Source organism: Streptococcus sp. SCPM-O-B-23252 (M501), assembly GCF_058200355.1.
Map to the genome: position 1 here is coordinate 365,484 of NZ_JBYQGS010000001.1, position 16,632 is coordinate 382,115.

General features: G+C 42.1%; 14 protein-coding genes and 4 pseudogenes. 15 read left to right on the forward strand and 3 right to left on the reverse strand.

Going from position 1 to position 16,632, the window contains the following annotated elements:
• Positions 1-2 precede the first annotated feature (2 nt).
• The 11 genes from AC3E6G_RS01760 to AC3E6G_RS01810 all read left to right on the forward strand — a co-directional run bounded on the left by AC3E6G_RS01760 (position 3) and on the right by AC3E6G_RS01810 (position 11,381).
• The gene (locus AC3E6G_RS01760; protein WP_490700677.1) at positions 3-1,202 is read left to right on the forward strand and encodes a multidrug efflux MFS transporter; all 1,200 of its coding nucleotides are present in this window, start codon (positions 3-5) and stop codon (positions 1,200-1,202) included.
• Positions 1,192-1,341: a 50S ribosomal protein L33 gene (gene rpmG / locus AC3E6G_RS01765; RefSeq protein ID WP_081453577.1), complete on the forward strand. Its 150-nt coding sequence runs from the start codon at positions 1,192-1,194 to the stop codon at positions 1,339-1,341. Before AC3E6G_RS01760 ends, rpmG begins: the two co-directional genes overlap by 11 nt.
• A 43-nt stretch (positions 1,342-1,384) precedes the next feature.
• Positions 1,385-1,618, forward strand: coding sequence for a preprotein translocase subunit SecG (secG, locus tag AC3E6G_RS01770; RefSeq protein WP_048689602.1), 234 nt, complete (start codon positions 1,385-1,387; stop codon positions 1,616-1,618).
• A gap of 126 nt (positions 1,619-1,744) precedes the next feature.
• Positions 1,745-4,102, forward strand: a complete 2,358-nt coding sequence (gene rnr, locus AC3E6G_RS01775; protein WP_125329079.1) for a ribonuclease R — start codon at positions 1,745-1,747, stop codon at positions 4,100-4,102.
• Positions 4,065-4,532, forward strand: a complete 468-nt coding sequence (gene smpB, locus AC3E6G_RS01780; RefSeq protein ID WP_048689598.1) for an SsrA-binding protein SmpB — start codon at positions 4,065-4,067, stop codon at positions 4,530-4,532. The genes rnr and smpB overlap by 38 nt, the downstream gene beginning before the upstream one ends.
• A 184-nt stretch (positions 4,533-4,716) precedes the next feature.
• Positions 4,717-6,462, forward strand: a complete 1,746-nt coding sequence (locus tag AC3E6G_RS01785; protein ID WP_048689593.1) for a C69 family dipeptidase — start codon at positions 4,717-4,719, stop codon at positions 6,460-6,462.
• Between the two features lie 159 nt (positions 6,463-6,621).
• Positions 6,622-7,482: an SAM-dependent methyltransferase TehB gene (gene tehB / locus AC3E6G_RS01790; RefSeq protein ID WP_048689588.1), complete on the forward strand. Its 861-nt coding sequence runs from the start codon at positions 6,622-6,624 to the stop codon at positions 7,480-7,482.
• Positions 7,483-7,617: 135 nt separating this feature from the next.
• Positions 7,618-7,989, forward strand: a complete 372-nt coding sequence (locus AC3E6G_RS01795; protein WP_061564218.1) for a CidA/LrgA family protein — start codon at positions 7,618-7,620, stop codon at positions 7,987-7,989.
• On the forward strand, positions 7,989-8,684 hold the full coding sequence (locus tag AC3E6G_RS01800) for an LrgB family protein (RefSeq protein WP_490700305.1): 696 nt from the start codon (positions 7,989-7,991) through the stop codon (positions 8,682-8,684). Before AC3E6G_RS01795 ends, AC3E6G_RS01800 begins: the two co-directional genes overlap by 1 nt.
• Before the next feature lie 212 nt (positions 8,685-8,896).
• A complete protein-coding gene (locus tag AC3E6G_RS01805) occupies positions 8,897-10,558 on the forward strand; it encodes a C69 family dipeptidase (protein WP_048689579.1) in 1,662 nt (553 codons plus the stop codon).
• Entirely contained in the window at positions 10,551-11,381 is an 831-nt protein-coding gene (locus AC3E6G_RS01810) for a PrsW family glutamic-type intramembrane protease (protein WP_048689576.1), read from the forward strand. Before AC3E6G_RS01805 ends, AC3E6G_RS01810 begins: the two co-directional genes overlap by 8 nt.
• Positions 11,382-11,480: 99 nt before the next feature.
• On the opposite strand, the pseudogene AC3E6G_RS01815 reads toward AC3E6G_RS01810, so the two are convergent.
• Positions 11,481-11,987, reverse strand: a pseudogene (locus AC3E6G_RS01815) (transposase); the annotation flags it as partial.
• Here AC3E6G_RS01815 and AC3E6G_RS01820 point away from each other — a divergent pair.
• Positions 11,987-12,592, forward strand: a pseudogene (locus tag AC3E6G_RS01820) (VOC family protein); the annotation flags it as partial. The pseudogenes AC3E6G_RS01815 and AC3E6G_RS01820 overlap by 1 nt on opposite strands.
• Before the next feature lie 86 nt (positions 12,593-12,678).
• Positions 12,679-12,936, forward strand: coding sequence for a metal-sensitive transcriptional regulator (locus AC3E6G_RS01825; RefSeq protein ID WP_048689573.1), 258 nt, complete (start codon positions 12,679-12,681; stop codon positions 12,934-12,936).
• A 94-nt stretch (positions 12,937-13,030) separates the two neighbouring features.
• Here the strand turns inward: AC3E6G_RS01825 and AC3E6G_RS01830 are convergent, their stop codons facing one another.
• Positions 13,031-13,336, reverse strand: a complete 306-nt coding sequence (locus tag AC3E6G_RS01830) for a rhodanese-like domain-containing protein (RefSeq protein ID WP_490700306.1) — start codon at positions 13,334-13,336, stop codon at positions 13,031-13,033.
• Positions 13,337-13,629: 293 nt separating this feature from the next.
• Here AC3E6G_RS01830 and AC3E6G_RS01835 point away from each other — a divergent pair.
• Positions 13,630-13,736 (forward strand): annotated as a pseudogene (locus tag AC3E6G_RS01835) (IS30 family transposase); the annotation flags it as partial.
• Positions 13,725-14,279 (forward strand): annotated as a pseudogene (locus tag AC3E6G_RS01840) (transposase); the annotation flags it as partial. The pseudogenes AC3E6G_RS01835 and AC3E6G_RS01840, both read left to right, overlap by 12 nt.
• An 81-nt stretch (positions 14,280-14,360) precedes the next feature.
• On the opposite strand, the gene nt5e reads toward AC3E6G_RS01840, so the two are convergent.
• Positions 14,361-16,529, reverse strand: a complete 2,169-nt coding sequence (gene nt5e, locus AC3E6G_RS01845; RefSeq protein WP_490700307.1) for a cell surface ecto-5'-nucleotidase Nt5e — start codon at positions 16,527-16,529, stop codon at positions 14,361-14,363.
• Between the last annotated feature and the right edge of the window lie 103 nt (positions 16,530-16,632).

Sequence of the window (16,632 nt, forward strand, 5' to 3'; positions counted from 1 at the left end):
AAATCAATTGGCGTAAAAATCTTTTTATTGCCTGGATTGGCTGCTTTTTCGTAGGTGCTAGTCTTTCGTTAGTGGTTCCCTTTATGGCTCTATTTGTGGAGGAATTGGGGGTGAAAGGTCCGGCAGTTCCTTTTTATGCTGGGATTGCAGTCGCCTCCACCTCTTTGACTTCCGCTCTAATGGCCCCAATCTGGGGGAGTTTGGCGGACCGTTATGGTCGGAAACCCATGATGTTGAGAGCCTCGATTGCTATGACCTTGACCATGGGAGGAATTGCTTTTGTCCCTTCCGTCTTTTGGTTGCTGCTCCTACGCTTATTAAATGGTGTCTTCTCAGGCTTTGTGCCTAATAGCACGGCTCTCATTGCCAGTCAGGTACCAAAGAATCAATCTGGATATGCTCTAGGAACCTTATCGACGGGAACCGTTGCCGGTACCTTGATGGGCCCCTTGTTGGGGGGATTGATCGCAGAGCAATTTGGTATGCGGAATGTCTTTCTCCTCGTTGGTTTTTTCCTCTTTCTTGTCTCTGTCTTGACTTGGTGGGGCATTGAGGAAGACTACCAACAAATATCGAAAGAGGAGCACCTTTCAAGCTGGGAATTACTGGCTTCTATCCAGCATAAGGACATTTTACTGGGCCTCTTTTTGACCAGTATGACCATTCAGATGATCGGTCAGTCCATTTCTCCCATTCTTCCACTCTATGTGAGAGAACTTGGCCAGAGCGACAATGTTATTTTTGTATCTGGACTGATCGTATCAGCGATGGGGATTTCCAGTATCCTAACATCGGGATGGATGGGAAAGCTCGGAGATAAAATTGGCAACCATCGCCTCTTACTTTTATCTCTTCTCTATAGTGGCATCCTCTACATCTTCTGTGCCCTTGCTCAGACCCCTTTTCAATTAGGCCTTCTTCGCTTCCTATTTGGAATTGGAACAGGAGCCTTAATGCCCGGAGTGACGGCTCTCTTAAACCGCATGACTCCCAAGGAAGGAATTTCTCGGATTTTTAGTTACAATCAGCTCTTCTTTTATGTTGGGGGAGTTCTTGGTCCCCTGATGGGCTCTAGTATTGCCATGCATGTCAATTACCATTGGGTATTCTATGGGACTGCTATCCTAGCCTTTATAGATTTGGCCTTCCTTTTATTCATCTTTAGAAAGTATTTGAAAGTGAGAGAAATCAGTGCGCATTAAAGTACAACTAACCTGCACGAGCTGTGGTAGTCAGAATTATTTGACAAGTAAAAATATGAAGACACACCCTGAAAAAATTGAAGTTTTGAAGTATTGTCCCAAAGAGAGAAAAGTGACATTACATCTTGAAACAAAATGATTTTTATGGTAAAATAGATAAGATTTTAAGGAGTTTTTTAATTATGACTAAACCGTTGATTACTATTTTATTGGTACTATCTGTATTAATTGTTATTGCTATCTTCATGCAACCAACTAAAAATCAATCTAGCAACGTATTCGATGCAAGCTCAAATGACTTATTCGAACGTTCAAAAGCTCGTGGATTCGAAGCAGTCATGCAACGTTTAACAGGAGTCATGATTTTCCTTTGGTTACTGATTGCGATGATTCTAATGGTATTATCCAGTAAATAAGATAGGCTTAGACATTGTCTTTGCCTATTTTTTCATCTATGGGTCGTTTGATAGGGAGTTTGTCACTTGTAAAGAAATCTCTCTGAAAGAAAGAAAATAAAGGAGGCTGGGTGACCAGCACAAGATATGAAAAGTAAAATTATTGATTATTTAAAACAGGAGGGAAAAGCTCAGGTTGATCAATTGGCTCAAGCCATTGGGAGTACTGACGCCAAAGGTTTTCGTGAACTGATTAAGACCATTTCGCTGATGGAGCGACGTCGTCAACTAACCTTTGAAGAAAATGGTTTTTTAAGTCTCCTTGATGCCAAGCCAAAAGGCGTCATTACTGTGAAAGGGATTTTCCATGCTCATAAGAGTGGCTTTGGATTTGTCAGCTTAGAGGGGGAAGAAGAGGACCTTTTTATTGGACGAAATGATGTCAACCATGCCATTGATGGGGATACAGTTGAGGTTGTAATCACCAAGGTCGCCGATCGGCAAAAGGGGACCGCGGCAGAGGGGAAAATCATTGATGTCTTGGAGCACAGCCTCCAAACAGTCGTCGGCCAAATCGTTTTGGATGAGGAAAAACCCAAATATGCAGGCTACATCCTTTCAAAGAATCAAAAGATTAGTCAACGCATTTACGTGAAAAAACCTGCCCTACAATTAGAGGGAACGGAAGTTCTCAAGGTAGCTATTGAACAGTATCCAAGTCGGAAGCACAACTACTTTATAGCCTCAGTACAAGATGTGGTTGGGCATGTGACAGATCCTGGGATCGATGTCTTGGAAGTTTTAGAGTCTATGGATATCGTCTCAGAATTTCCAGAAGCAGTCCTCAAAGAAGCAGAAAGCATCCCAGACCAGCCTAGTGAGAAGGATATGGAGGGACGTTTGGACCTTCGAGATGAAATCATCTTTACCATTGATGGTGCCGATGCCAAGGACTTGGATGATGCGGTTCACATCAAGCGCTTGGAAGGTGGGAATTTTGAGCTTGGCGTTCACATAGCAGATGTCTCTTATTATGTAACCGAAGGTTCTGCCTTGGACAAGGAAGCCCTCAACCGCGCGACCTCTGTCTATGTCACAGACCGGGTCGTGCCCATGTTACCTGAGCGTCTATCAAACGGGATTTGTTCCTTAAACCCTCAAGTGGATCGCTTGACCCAATCAGCCATTATGGAGATCGACCAGCGTGGTCGGGTCCTTCGCTACCAGATCACCCAAACGGTCATTAAAACGACTTTCCGTATGACCTATAGCGATGTCAATGAGATCATTGCTGGGGACCAGGAGAAGCGTGAGGAATACCAAGCTATTGTGCCAAGTATCGAAGCCATGGTTGCTCTTCATCAGATCTTAGAAGGAATGCGGGAAAAACGAGGAGCTCTGAACTTTGATACCAGTGAAGCAAAAATCCTAGTCAATCCTCAAGGAAAACCAGTAGACATCGTCTTGCGCCAACGTGGGGTTGCAGAACGGATGATTGAATCCTTCATGCTGATCGCCAATGAGACAGTAGCAGAGCATTTTGCCAAACGAAAACTTCCCTTTATTTACCGGATTCACGAAGAACCCAAAGCAGAGAAAGTGCAAAAGTTTATCGATTATGCTTCTAGTTTTGGCCTTCCAATTTATGGGACAGCTAGTTCCATGAGTCAGGAAACCTTGCAGGACATCATGAAGAAGGTAGAAGGGGAACCCTATGCTGATGTCTTGTCTATGATGTTGCTTCGTTCCATGCAACAAGCGCGTTATTCCGAGCACAACCACGGCCACTATGGGCTAGCAGCTGAGTTCTATACTCACTTCACCAGTCCGATTCGCCGGTATCCAGACTTATTAGTCCACCGCATGGTGCGAGAGTATGGAAAAGATTCTGAAGTAGCTAGTCATTTTGAACAGGTCATTCCAGATATTGCTAGCCAATCCTCTAGTCGGGAACGCCGCGCCATTGATGCCGAACGGGAAGTAGAAGCCATGAAGAAGGCAGAGTACATGGAAGACTATGTTGGCGAAGAGTACGATGCTTTGGTGTCCAGTGTCGTCAAGTTTGGTCTCTTTGTTGAATTGCCAAATACCGTAGAAGGTTTGATCCACATCACCACCTTACCTGGTTTTTATCATTTTAACGAGCGCGATTTGACCTTGCGTGGGGAAAAATCAGGCGTGACCTTCCGTGTCGGTCAGGAGATCCGAATCAGGGTCGAAAGAGCGGATAAGATGACTGGCGAGATTGATTTTTCTTATATCCCAAGTGAGCTGGATTTGATTGAAAAAGTCACTAAAACATCGGGTCGTAAAGATCGAAATGGACACTCTAAGCGCGCTTCTTCTAAGAAAGAAGAACGAAAGCAAGGAGGCATTAGAGAGAACAAGCGCAAGCATTCTTCAAAAGACAAGAAGAAAAAGAGTAAGAAACCTTTTTACAAGGAAGTAGCTAAGAAAGGAGCTAAGCATGGCAAAGGGCGAGGGAAAGGTCGTCGCACAAAATAAGAAAGCAAGCCACGATTATACAATTGTTGAAACCATTGAAGCAGGAATGGTCCTGACTGGTACAGAAATCAAGAGTGTTCGAGCAGCTCGTATCAACCTCAAGGATGGATTTGCCCAAGTCAAAAATGGGGAAGTCTGGCTCAGCAATGTTCATATTGCTCCCTATGAGGAAGGCAATATCTGGAACCAAGACCCAGAGCGTCGTCGCAAACTCTTGCTGCATAAGAAGCAAATTCAAAAGTTGGAGCAGGAGACTAAAGGAACAGGGATGACTCTAGTTCCCCTTAAGGTTTACCTTAAGGATGGCTACGCCAAGCTCTTGCTGGGCTTAGCCAAAGGGAAGCACGATTATGACAAACGTGAATCCATCAAACGGCGGGAGCAAAATCGTGACATTGCTCGTGTCATGAAGCAATACAATACGCGTTAAAGTAAGAAATAGGAACAGCTGAAGCAAGGGCTGAAAACTGTTCCTATTTTTAAACTTCCTTTCTTGAAACCGCTTGCATTATTATCTGGATAAGAGTATACTGAAGGTAGCGTTGGTATAGTTGTTTTTCGTCGGCTTGAAAATGATTTTCTAGCCTCTTTTGTAGTCATAAAGGAGATCGACTATGAGAAAACTACTGGTCAAACTGATGATTGCTTTGATGGCCTTTGCCTTGATTCCAGTTCAAGTTGCGCAGGCCTGCTCAGCCTTCATTGTTGGGAAGGAACTCACGACAGATGGTTCCATGCTCTTTGGGCGGACTGAAGACTATCCTTATGCTCCCGATGGTGGTCGCCACAATAAAACTTACGAAGTGGTACCTGCCAAAGACTATAAGGATGGGGATATGTTGGAGGACGAATCCAACGGCTTTGCTTATCCCCACTTGAGTCATGAAATGAAATATACCGCAACTTATGATGCAGCCCATGGAGATGGTTCCAACGGGAATTTCGGAGCACACGGCTTTAACGAAGCGGGCGTTTCCATGACTTCTACCGTATCTGCAACCCCACACGATAAGATTTTGGAAGCAGATCCACTTGTGAAAAATGGCTTGGCTGAAGCTGCTATGGTAGACTTGGTTCTCCCACGTGCCAAAACAGCTCGTGAAGGAATTGAGTTGGTTGCCAAGGTACTTGATGAAAAAGGATCTGCCGAAGGAAACATCATTGTCGTAGCAGATAAAGATGAACTCTGGTACATGGAAATCCTCTCTGGTCACCAATATGTAGCCATTAAATTCCCTCAAGACCGCTATGCCATCTTTGCCAATACCTACTATCTAGGACATGTGGATTTCAAGGACAAGGACAATGTCATTGCTTCAAAAGATGTGGAAGCAGTTGCTAAAAAGGCAGACCACTACAAGACTGATAAAGATGGTAACTTCCATATTGCAGACTCATATGGTCCAGATGAATATACCGAACGCAACCGCTCACGGACCTATGCAGGGATTACCTTGATGGATCCTAAAGCGGACATCAAATATGATGATAAGCACTTTGACCTCTTGCACAAACCAACGGATCCTTCTAAAAAGTATAGTCTAGAAGATGTTTTCGCTGAACAACGGAACCGGTTCGAACACCTCAAACAATACACACCAGATGACTTAGTGGAACCAGGTAAAGAAGTCGATACCAATAAATACAAATATGCTTTGGGAAATGAAAACGTCATTAACGCCCACGTATACCAAATTAAGAAGGACTTGCCAACACCATTTGGTGGTGTTGTTTGGTTAGGTCTCGCTCAAAGCCGGAACACGCCTTATGTGCCATTCTATGGTATTGTCAACGATACCTACGCACCATTCAAAGTTCGCTCTGCCAAATATGATCCAACTTCTTGGTATTGGGCTGTTTGGCATATTGACCAAATGGTCATGAAATACCCAGATCTATTTGGTAATAGCATCCAAGAGAAGTGGAAAGAATTGGAAAAAGGCTGGATCAAAGAACAAGCAGCTTTGGATCAAAAATACAGTGGACTCACTGATGACCAAGCGAAAGCTACTGCAGACGAAGTAACAAGTGACTCACTTAAACGTGCGGAAACTATCTTCAAACAAATCAAGCAAGTTGAAAGTGAGATGGAAGATAAGATTCGTACAGAAAAAGGTTTGGAAGCAGACTTTGTTTATGATGGCTATAACAAGGCCAATCTGGTCGCAGCAGCTCAAGCTAAAAAAGATGCATCGAAAGAGACAGAAAAGAAGGAAGAAACAGCTTCTAGTCAATCATCTAGCAAGGCAAGTGATTCAAACAGCAGTTTATCTGCCGTCTTAGGAGTTTTGGCACTTGCAGGATTTGGCTTGGCAGGTTTCTACTTTAAAAAATCAAAAAAGAATGAAAATGAAGAATAAGTAGACTGAGACTGCTAAATCAGCATCCTGCCTCAACTGGATTCTATGAGAGTGGAATAGAAGTCTTCACAAAAGGAGCTTGTAATTCCACTCTTTTTATTGTTATTTGCATGCAATTTTTGTATGATAGGGATAGATAGAAAGAAGGAGAAGAAACGGATGCCTGAAAAATTAATTGCTTATAAACGGATGCCTTTGTGGACCAAGGATACCATGCCTGAAGCAGTCCAAAGAAAACACAATACCAAAGTAGGTACTTGGGGAAAGATTACCGTTCTCAAAGGAAAACTCAAGTTTGTTGAGCTGACGGAAGATGGGGAAGAAGTAGCCAGCCATGTGTTTGAGGCAGGTGCGGATAACCCGATGGCACAACCTCAAGCTTGGCACCGCGTAGAGGCCCTTACAGATGATGTGGAATGGTTTTTGGAATTCTACTGTGAACCCAAAGATTATTTTCCCAAAAAATATAATAGCAATCCCGTCCATTCAGAAGTGCTAGAAGCCATGGAGTCCCTTTCTCCAGGCAAGGCCTTGGATTTGGGGTGTGGACAAGGACGAAACGCTCTCTTTTTAGCCCAACATGGCTTTGAAGTGACAGCAGTCGATCAAAATGAATTGGCCCTAGAGATCCTACAAAGTATTGTAGAGCAAGAAGATTTGGAAATGACTGTGGGACTCTATGATATCAACTCAGCGAACCTAAAACAAAGTTATGACTTGATTGTTTCAACGGTTGTCCTCATGTTCTTGCAAGCGGATCGCATTCCGGCGATTATTCGAAATATGCAAGACCAGACCAATCCAGGTGGCTATAACTTGATCGTTTGTGCCATGGATACAGAGGACTATCCTTGCCAGGTTCCTTTCTCCTTTACTTTTAAGGAAGGCGAGCTAGCAGACTACTACAAAGATTGGGAACTCGTTAAATACAATGAAAATCCAGGGCATCTGCACCGACGTGATGAAAATGGCAATCGAATTGCCTTACGCTTTGCGACCATGCTAGCCAAGAAAATATAAATAGCTCTCTAGACAAGGACACCCTTGCAGTCGTCCTTGTCTTTTTATATCTGAAAACTTTCTGAAAATACTTGATTTTTTACAGAAAAGGAGTAGACTGTTAGTGTATCTTTCAAGAATTTTGAGGAGAAGCGCGTGAAACTATATGTTCAACTGATGATTATCTTTACCATCTCTTTGATTGGGGAAGGGATATCGACCCTCTTTCATTTGCCAATTCCAGGAAGTATTATCGGTCTACTGATTTTATTTCTTTGCTTGCAGTTGAAATGGCTTCGTATCCGCCATGTGAATCTGGTCGGATCTTTTCTCTTAGCCAATATGACGATTTTATTTTTACCTCCAGCGGTTGGGATTATGGATAAGTTTGATGTTATCCAGCCTTATTTATTGCCCATCGTATTGATTATTTTAGGGGCTATCATCATCAATGTAACCCTTATTGCCTTAGTTGTCGGTTTTATCAAGACAAGGTATGAGGGGGATTATGAAGGAGGGAAAAAATAATGGAAAGTTTGTGGTCAAATCCTCTCTTTGGGATTTCTTTATCAGTCTTTGCCTATCTGATTGGGATGATGATTTTTCGTCGTTTTCCCCATCCCATCACGACCCCCCTCTTAGTTGCAACGGTCTTGATCATTGGTTTCTTAAAGCTGACAGGGATTTCCTATAAGGCCTATAATATTGGCGGGACCTACCTCAGTAATTTGATTGTGCCCTCAACGGTTGTCCTGGGAATTCCCTTGTATAAGAGTTTCCATTTGATGAAGCACCATGCCAAGAGTATTCTTCTTAGTAGTTTTCTAGCAGTAGTAGTCAACACGCTTTATACAGCTGTCTTGGCTAAGCTTTTTGGGATGAAGTACTTTCTAGCTATTTCCCTCTTTCCTAAGTCTGTGACAACAGCCATGGCAGTGGGGATTTCTGAAAAAATGCAGGGAATAACTACCATTACCCTAGTTGTCGTTGTAGCGACAGGTATCCTGACAAGTGTCCTAGGACCAACGATTCTTAAGTTCCTAAAAGTAGAGGATCCTGTTGCCATTGGTTTGGCCCTTGGGGGTACAGGTCATGCGGTGGGGACTGGTACAGCCTTTCAGTATGGTCAAGTAGCCGGAGCTATGGGTGGCTTAGCAATTGGGATAACTGGCGTTTTCTACGTCTTTATAAGTCCCCTTGTCGCGAGCCTGATTCTTTCCTAAAAAGGTAGAGAGTATTCAGAAAAAGCTTGGAAGAAGTTCCGAGCTTTTTTGTATACAGTTAGATAGAGAAGGTTGTTTAATAATTTGAAGGTCAAACAATTTTCAGATAGATTACTAATTGATTACAGTCGTTGTAAGCGCTTGCCAAACTTTGGTTCAAAAGGTATACTAAAAGAGGTTATACGGTTAATATCTAGTTAAAGGAGTTCAATATGAAGAAACGTTATGCTCGATCAGCCTTGGGCTTGATCACTGCTCTCTTCCTCTTTGCCCAACCGGTAGAGGCCTGTACAGGTTTTATCATCGGTAAAAAGTTAACAGCAGATGGGAATGCTTTGTACGGACGTACGGAGGACTTAGAACCAAACCACAATAAGAACTTTGTGGTCAGAGAACGAACTTATAACAAGAAAGGGGAGGTCTTTGAAGATGCCACCAATGGCTTTAAGTATGAGCTCCCAGAAGTAAGTTATAAATATACAGCTGTCCCAGATGTTACACCAGAACAGGGTGTATTTGATGAAGCTGGTTTTAATGAGCATGGTGTGTCCATCTCGGCGACCGTCTCAGCTTCAGCAAATGACAACATTAAAAAGGTCGATCCTTATGTAGAGGACGGCTTGGCTGAGTCTGCCCTCACCACTGTCGTTCTTCCAAGTGTCAAAACGGCTCGTGAAGGAGTCGAGCTCATTGCGAAAATTGTGGAAGAAAAAGGGGCAGCAGAAGGAAATATTGTGACGATCGCGGACAAGGAAGGTATCTGGTACATGGAGATCCTTTCTGGTCACCAATATGTAGCGATTCTCTTCCCAGAAGATCGCTATGCAGTCTTTCCAAATACCTTCTTCTTAGGACATGTTGATTTTTCAGATAAGGAACGGACTATTGCCTCGAAGGATGTTGAAAAAGTCGCCCGTGATGCAGGAACCTATAAAGAAATCGATGGCCAGTTCCATGTGTCTCAATCCTACAATCCACCTTTGCATGAGGCAGATCGTTCTCGTGTTTGGTCTGGTATTAAGTCACTGGATCCAGATGCAGATGTGAACTACGATGACGAGTATTTTGACTTGATGCATACAACGGATCGGAAATTGACGCTACGTGATGCGATGAATCTCCAACGCAATCGGTTAGAAGGAACAGACTTCAAACCACAAGATCAAATGGAGTTAGATGGAAAAGGGATTCCAGAAAAAGGGAAGTTTGATGAAGTCTATAAATACCCGATTTCGAACCCGAATGTCATGGAAGCCCATATTTTCCAATTAAAGGACAATGTTCCTGATAGTGCTGGTGGGGGAACTATGTGGTTAGCGATGGGAAGCCCACGAAATGCTCCTTACCTGCCTTACTATGGCAATATCACCAATACCTACCAAGCCTATCAAGAATTAGGGACAGCCTATAATCCCCAATCTTGGTATTGGACCATGTCTCGCATTAATGATTTAGTTGCCAAATATCCTGATTTGTTCGGAGATGGAGCCATCCGTACTGAAATGGAACGCCTAGAATCTCAATGGATGGCTGAGCAAGAAATCAGTGACCAAGAACAAATTGCCCTCGCTTCGCAGCCAGAGCAGGCGAGCCTAAAAGCGACAGAAACGAGCATGACTCGAGCTCAAAAGACCTTCGATCGTCTGCAAGAAATTCGTCAAGAAGCAGAAGAAAAGGTGATTGCTCAATATGGACAAGGTGCTATTGACGATTTAACAGATGAAGAAGATGCAAACCAAGAAGAAGAAATCAATTTGGTACCATTTGATTATGACTTCGTCATCACGATTGGCTTAGCCCTTGTGACAGTGATAGGAGTAGGAATTTTCTTCATTAAATCAAAGAAAGCAAAGGGAGGTAAGAAGGATGAATAAGTTTCAACGAATATTGCTCTTCCTATTTTTGGTCTTAGCAGGGATTGGGATGGAGTTTGAGCTAGGCTCTCTCTCTCAACAAGAGTTTAACCAAGTAGCAGGAAGAGATTTGGTATTAAATCTGCTCGTTTTAGCGGTGATTGTCGTTCCTCTTTATCTCTTTATTAAGCGACTTGCAAAAAGATTTGAGGTTCCTCTTCTTGTTTTGTGGGCGACCATGTTTGGTGGTGCTTTTGTTGCTGGCTGGCTCAGTTTTTCAGGGAACAGCCTCATTGACCATTTCAATAGTCATCTCATTCAGGATGTTAGTACCTTTAATAAATGGACAGATGCTTTGACAGCACCTTTTTCTGAAGAATTTTTCAAAGCTCTGGTGGCCTTCTGGATCCTCTTGATTTTGGGTCGTAAGGATTTGAAATCGATTTTAATTGCCGGCTTTGGATCTGGTCTTGGTTTCCAAATCATTGAAGATCTAGGTTATGTGGCGCGTCAAACGCGAACTGGAGACCTCTCAGCAGTAACAGAGGCAGTGAACCGCATTTCTGGTGGTTTAGCATCTCATGCAGTCTACACAGCTGTTGTATCTGTTGGAGCCTTTCTCATCCTGTCTCAGTGCACCAAGCAAAAAGAAAAGCTCTTTGGTCTCTGGTGTGTAGTTTCCACGGTGACCAATCACTTCTTATGGAATTCCCCATTCTATGAAACAGACCATCGGGTCAATATTTTGGTAGGCTTGCTCTTTGCCTTCCAAGTGGGAACCTTTATTGAGGTCGTGCTCTTTACTCATAAAAATCCGAATCTAAACCTTTTAAAGAAACAGTAAGAGATGGATTTGGTAGTCAGGAAATAAAAAATAGTCTGGGACAACATTGTTCTCAGTCACAAAAAAGCTAGAGATTTCCAATTGTGGAACTCTAGCTTTTTAATTTTGAGTCATTCTCTTATTGTATTTGAGGAGGTTATTGGCCATGAGAACCAATCCCATGTCAATTTTAACCTGTCATTTGCCTCTTAGATTACATCTCTTGTAACCCAAACAAGCCTTTGTCTGCCCAAAGACAGGTTCCACATTAACCTTGCGTTGGGCAAAGATGTGACTGCCTTCGACAGATAAAAGCGCTTGGCTTTCTTTTACTTTTAGGAGCTGATACCTCTCATTCACATAGAGCCCCTTTTGTGAAACCAAGTCAGCTTGTTCTGCCTTATAAACCCTAATTTCCTGTCTAAAATCTGTTGTGGTATGGTTGTGTTTGAGGTGATCAAACTGCTATACCCAACTCTCTGGATGGGTGTAGGTATCTGTTGTTTCATCGTAAGTCCAATTATCCAAATTCCTATCAGATTCTTTGTGTTTTTTCTTCTGTTCCTTGTCAAAAAGACTATATTTAATCAAATGCTCAATACCCATCCTATCCAAGTTGATAAGATCTGGCAAATATTTTTAAACGCTTGTTAGACCTAAAGGTTCCACTAGTTGGCGGAGCTGATCATGGCTATAGTGAAGCTGTCTATCTAGAAGATTTAGAGAGCAATGGCATTGAACTCAACAGAGACAAGCCTGTGAACGAGTGGGATATTCGTGAGGATGGTCGAATTACTGGAATCACAGAAGAGCTGTCTGCGCAAGAAATCTATGAATTAGGCAAAGAACTTGATCCTTTTGTGATCGCAGAAGGCACTCGCATGGGCCATGTTTACCTATCTGTTAAAAATAGCCGAGAGGCATATGCATTTTATCAAGAGTCTCTAGGTCTTGAGGATAAATTCACGATTCCACATGTCAGTTGGATAGCATCAGGGAATTATCACCATCATCTAGCAGTAAATGAATGGGGTGGTAAAAACTTAGCTCCTCGTGAGAATGGAATGGTAGGTCTTGCCTACTATTTGGTTGAAGTTGAGAATAAAGAGTTTTTGGTCAATTTGCTTACGCAAGCTCAGAGAAACAAGGCTAGAACCCACTGGATTTCTCTTTCTGAATTCTCCATTACAGATAAAGATGGAATTATAACGAGAGTCAGAGTGGAGAACTAGAAGTCTTTGTCTTTAAGATAAATGCTCCTTTTGACAAAGGACTGTATTAGAGATATAATGTAGAAAAATCGTTTTAGGATAAAGATATGACAAGATCAAAGTACATTACACGCCTCAAACGCTCAGAAGGTCAATTGCGAGGTATTCAAAAAATGATGGAGGAAGAGCGTGATTGTATTGATATCATTACTCAATTAACAGCAGTGCGGTCCAGTGTTGATCGTATTATTGAACTGATGATAACGGAGAATTTAACAACTTGTATTAACGACCCTTTAGAGGATCCTCAAGCACAGAAGGAAAGATTGGAAAAGGCGGTTAAATACTTGATTAAACGCAAGTAATAAAAAACATACGTTTCTCTTAAATAGTGAACAAATGATTAAAAGAGCAGTTGGTTTTCTTGAAATTAGACCAATTGCTCTTTTTGATTTTTATTTATTCAACATCACCAGGCCAAGCGCTCATACCAGCTCGGACGTTGATAACATCATAGCCTTTTTTCTTGAGCTTTTTAGCAGCCATCTTGCTTCGAACACCGGAATGACAAATGACATAAAGTGTTTCATTTGTCGCAGGTGTGTAAGCTCCGATTTCGGTTAGAGGAACATTCTTGGCGTTTTTGATATGGCCTCTACGGAATTCCGTAGGCGTCCGCACATCCAGTAGCTGAATTGGTTCCTTGAGTTTAGCTTCTAATTCGCTGGTAGAAATACTATCAATTTTTGTAAATAAGTGAAACATAGGCACCTCCGATATACCCTTATGGGGTATATTAAACCACTAAGCAACGCTTTTGTCAAGTAAGTTGAATTGATTAGTATTGTTTCTTTTTCAGTATACAAGATGCCAACTTACAAACTAAAGAGTTGGTTGATAGGTTAATGAATAGAACCTGTCTTATTTATTCAACAACTACTTGTCTAGAAAATTACCTTTTCTGAAAACAGACCACATGCTCTGTTGTAAAATGAAGTGCAACACAAAATACATGTTCATCTGATATACTAGAGTTTCGAAAAACAGTATGAAGGAAGATGAACATGTCTGCTAATTATCCTACCACAAATCAATCCTACAAGTACTTATCTGAAGCTGAACGAGGGAAATTGAAGCTTATTTAAGCGTAGGACTCAAACCTGCTTACAACCTACAAATCGCTACTGAAAATCAGTTCGTCCTTCACGATGACATCTATCAAAATCCAACAGATACCAGAACGCTGTTGCCATTTTTAGAAACCTATACACATGAGTTAAAAAGAGCTGTCGCCGATGCGGGATACGGTAGCGTGGAGATTCTTCTTACCTTAGATAGGATGGGTATTGAGCATTTTATTAAATATAGTCTTTTTGACAAGGAACAGAAGAAAAATACAAAGAATCTGATATGAATCTGGATAATTGGACTTACGATGAAACAACTGATACCTACACCCATCCAGAGAGTTGGGTATACCAGTTTGATCACCTCAAACATAGGCATAGCACAACAGGTTTTAGACAGGAAAATATGGTTTATAAGGCAGAACAAGCTGACTTGGCTCCATAAAAGGGGCTCTATGTGAATGAGAGGTATCAGCTCTTAAAAGTAAAAGAAATCCAAGCGTCAGGTAATAAATGACATGGGATTAGTACTCATGGCCAATAATCTCCTCAAATACAATAAGAAAACTACTCAAAATTAAAAAGCTAGAGGTCCATAATTGGAAATCTCTAGCTTTTTTGTGGCTGAGAACAATGTTGTCCCAGACTATTTTTTACAGTGACTATTCGTTTTCTTCTTTTTTCTTTAGACCAAAGAAGGCTAAGACGGATGTCAACAGAGCGAGCATGTAGATAGCAGGAGAGTCGGAAGTTCCTGTTTCTGGTAGAGTAGCAGCTGCTGGTTTAAATGTTTTTGCTGAGGTGAAGGACAGGTGATGGTTGTTGGCCTTGATCTGTGTATCGTCCTTAGCAGATGTAAAAGTATTCTTTGTTTGGCTAGCTAGTTGATTAGGAGAATTCGTACCAACTAGAGCTGGAATATATGTTTGATCCATTTTACCGGTAGATGGGATAACTGGTTGGTTATTGCTTCCTGGGTAGGACTTAGGATTAGCAGGATCTGTTCCTTGTTTGATTTCCTCAATATCTGCCACACCATCTCCATCTGTATCTTTGCTAGCAGAAATAGAAATGGTACGAGAATTTGGATTGATGGTTGCATAGGCTGTGAGATCTGCCTTAGCAAGGTAATCTGCAAAGGCAACGTCCATGGAAGGACCTTCCTCACGAGCTCCACCTAACATGGTGTAGCCATCCCCACCTGCTGCTAAGAAGTCATTAGTAGTCAAGTAATAATCTTTAGCAAGGTTGAGCGGTTCATATTGACCAGTTTCTGGGTTTTTAATTTCGATATAGAGGACGCGTTTTTCAGCTGGTAGGGTTGTATCGTAATAAACTTTTGCTCCAGAGACTTGGAGGAAGCCACCGCTTGGTTCAAGAAGGGGTTGACCGTTTTCGTCAAGAACGGTTTTGCCATCTTTTTCTTGTAAAATGGATCCAAGAGATTTAGCAAACATATCAGCAATATCCTGACCAGTTACTTTAATTTGAGAGATGGTATTCCCAAATGGAAGAACAGCAATGACGCTTCCTTTGGTGATTGGCTTGTCTTTGGCGATGGTTTCGCGCAAGCCACCACCGTTGGTTACAGCAAGGTCAGTCTTATGACTAAAACCAGTTTGTCCATATTCGTAGAGGGCATCTGCCACGACATTTCCTAGGTTGGTTTCACGGACACGGACATTTTCCCGTTGACCGTTTAGTTCTACCGGACTATTGTCACGAACGATTTTTGCATTCTCAGCATCGTATTGTTCCTTGATCTTTTGGACCATGGCAGCTACTTTGGCATTTGGCACGACATTTTTTGTTGAAGCTGCTGAAATTTGTTGAGGGTTTCCAAGCAATTGGTTAGCCTGGTAGGTGATTTTACCGATATTGTTCAGGTAGCTACCAGTTTGGTTATAGGTCACGTTTTCTCCGTATGTAGTTGATTGAACAGTATGGGAATGCCCATCAATAACGGTGACACGTTTTCCTTTCAGTTTTGAGTTTTTAGAAAGTTCTTCAGCTAAGGTAGATCCTCGCCATTTGATTGGTGTAGTAGTATCTACTCCCAAGTGAGCAAGGACAACATAGTTTTTGTAAGTCTTGCCTTCAGCAGTCGCGCGTGCTTCAATCTCATCAATGACCTTGTTTACTTCTGAAATAGGATCTGTAAAGGTAACACCTTGGACATTCTTAGGGTGAGTTTTAGTGGCTGTTTCAGGCGTTGTCACCCCGATGACGACAAACTCATCCCCAACGACATTCTTATCTTTATCGACGATGGTGGAAGCCTCAAATAAGCGAGCACCGTTGATGTAGGTGTTGGAGCTGAGAAGTGGGAAATTTAAGATTTCTTTGTACTTTTTAGCTTCATCCAGACCAAAATCGAACTCATGGTTTCCGACTGCCATGGCATCGTAGCCAATTTCGTTCAAAATTTTAGCTCGTTCTTCACCTTTAGAACTATTTGAAATCGGTAGTCCTTGGAAGGCATCTCCAGCATCTACGACCAAAGTAGATGGATTTTTCGCACGTTCTTCATCGATGACTGCGGCTAATTTAGCATCACCAATCACACCCTTTTCTTCGACGATCCGACCATGAACATCGTTGGTATGAAGGATATTTGCTTCAGGTAAGTCAGCTGAACTCTCTGTAGCACCTTCTGAAGTAGCTGTATTAGCTTCTGTTGAAGCAGGAGTAGCAGCATCTGTAGCATTTGTGGAAGCAGCAGCTACTTCAAGGTTAGTTTCTGGAGCTGTTTGCTCATCTGCAGCTACCTGAGAGGCTAGGAAGGCAGGAGCAAGCAATAAGATCGGCAAAAGAAGTTTCTTTTTTTTCATAAACGGTCCTCATTTCTATTTTTTTCCATACTAAATATTATAGCTAAAAAGGAAAGAAAAGGAAAACGTTTTCTGATAGTTGGGCAAATAATCTTGTGAGAGC

Excerpts from the sequence above, each read along its gene's own strand:
- secG (WP_048689602.1), top strand. The coding sequence starts at position 1,385 with ATGACTAAACCGTTGATTACTATTTTATTGGTACTATCTGTATTAATT.
- rnr (WP_125329079.1), top strand. The coding sequence starts at position 1,745 with ATGAAAAGTAAAATTATTGATTATTTAAAACAGGAGGGAAAAGCTCAG.
- smpB (WP_048689598.1), top strand. The coding sequence starts at position 4,065 with ATGGCAAAGGGCGAGGGAAAGGTCGTCGCACAAAATAAGAAAGCAAGC.
- AC3E6G_RS01785 (WP_048689593.1), top strand. The coding sequence starts at position 4,717 with ATGAGAAAACTACTGGTCAAACTGATGATTGCTTTGATGGCCTTTGCC.
- tehB (WP_048689588.1), top strand. The coding sequence starts at position 6,622 with ATGCCTGAAAAATTAATTGCTTATAAACGGATGCCTTTGTGGACCAAG.
- AC3E6G_RS01800 (WP_490700305.1), top strand. The coding sequence starts at position 7,989 with ATGGAAAGTTTGTGGTCAAATCCTCTCTTTGGGATTTCTTTATCAGTC.
- AC3E6G_RS01805 (WP_048689579.1), top strand. The coding sequence starts at position 8,897 with ATGAAGAAACGTTATGCTCGATCAGCCTTGGGCTTGATCACTGCTCTC.
- AC3E6G_RS01810 (WP_048689576.1), top strand. The coding sequence starts at position 10,551 with ATGAATAAGTTTCAACGAATATTGCTCTTCCTATTTTTGGTCTTAGCA.
- AC3E6G_RS01825 (WP_048689573.1), top strand. The coding sequence starts at position 12,679 with ATGACAAGATCAAAGTACATTACACGCCTCAAACGCTCAGAAGGTCAA.
- AC3E6G_RS01830 (WP_490700306.1), bottom strand. The coding sequence starts at position 13,336 with ATGTTTCACTTATTTACAAAAATTGATAGTATTTCTACCAGCGAATTA.
- nt5e (WP_490700307.1), bottom strand. The coding sequence starts at position 16,529 with ATGAAAAAAAAGAAACTTCTTTTGCCGATCTTATTGCTTGCTCCTGCC.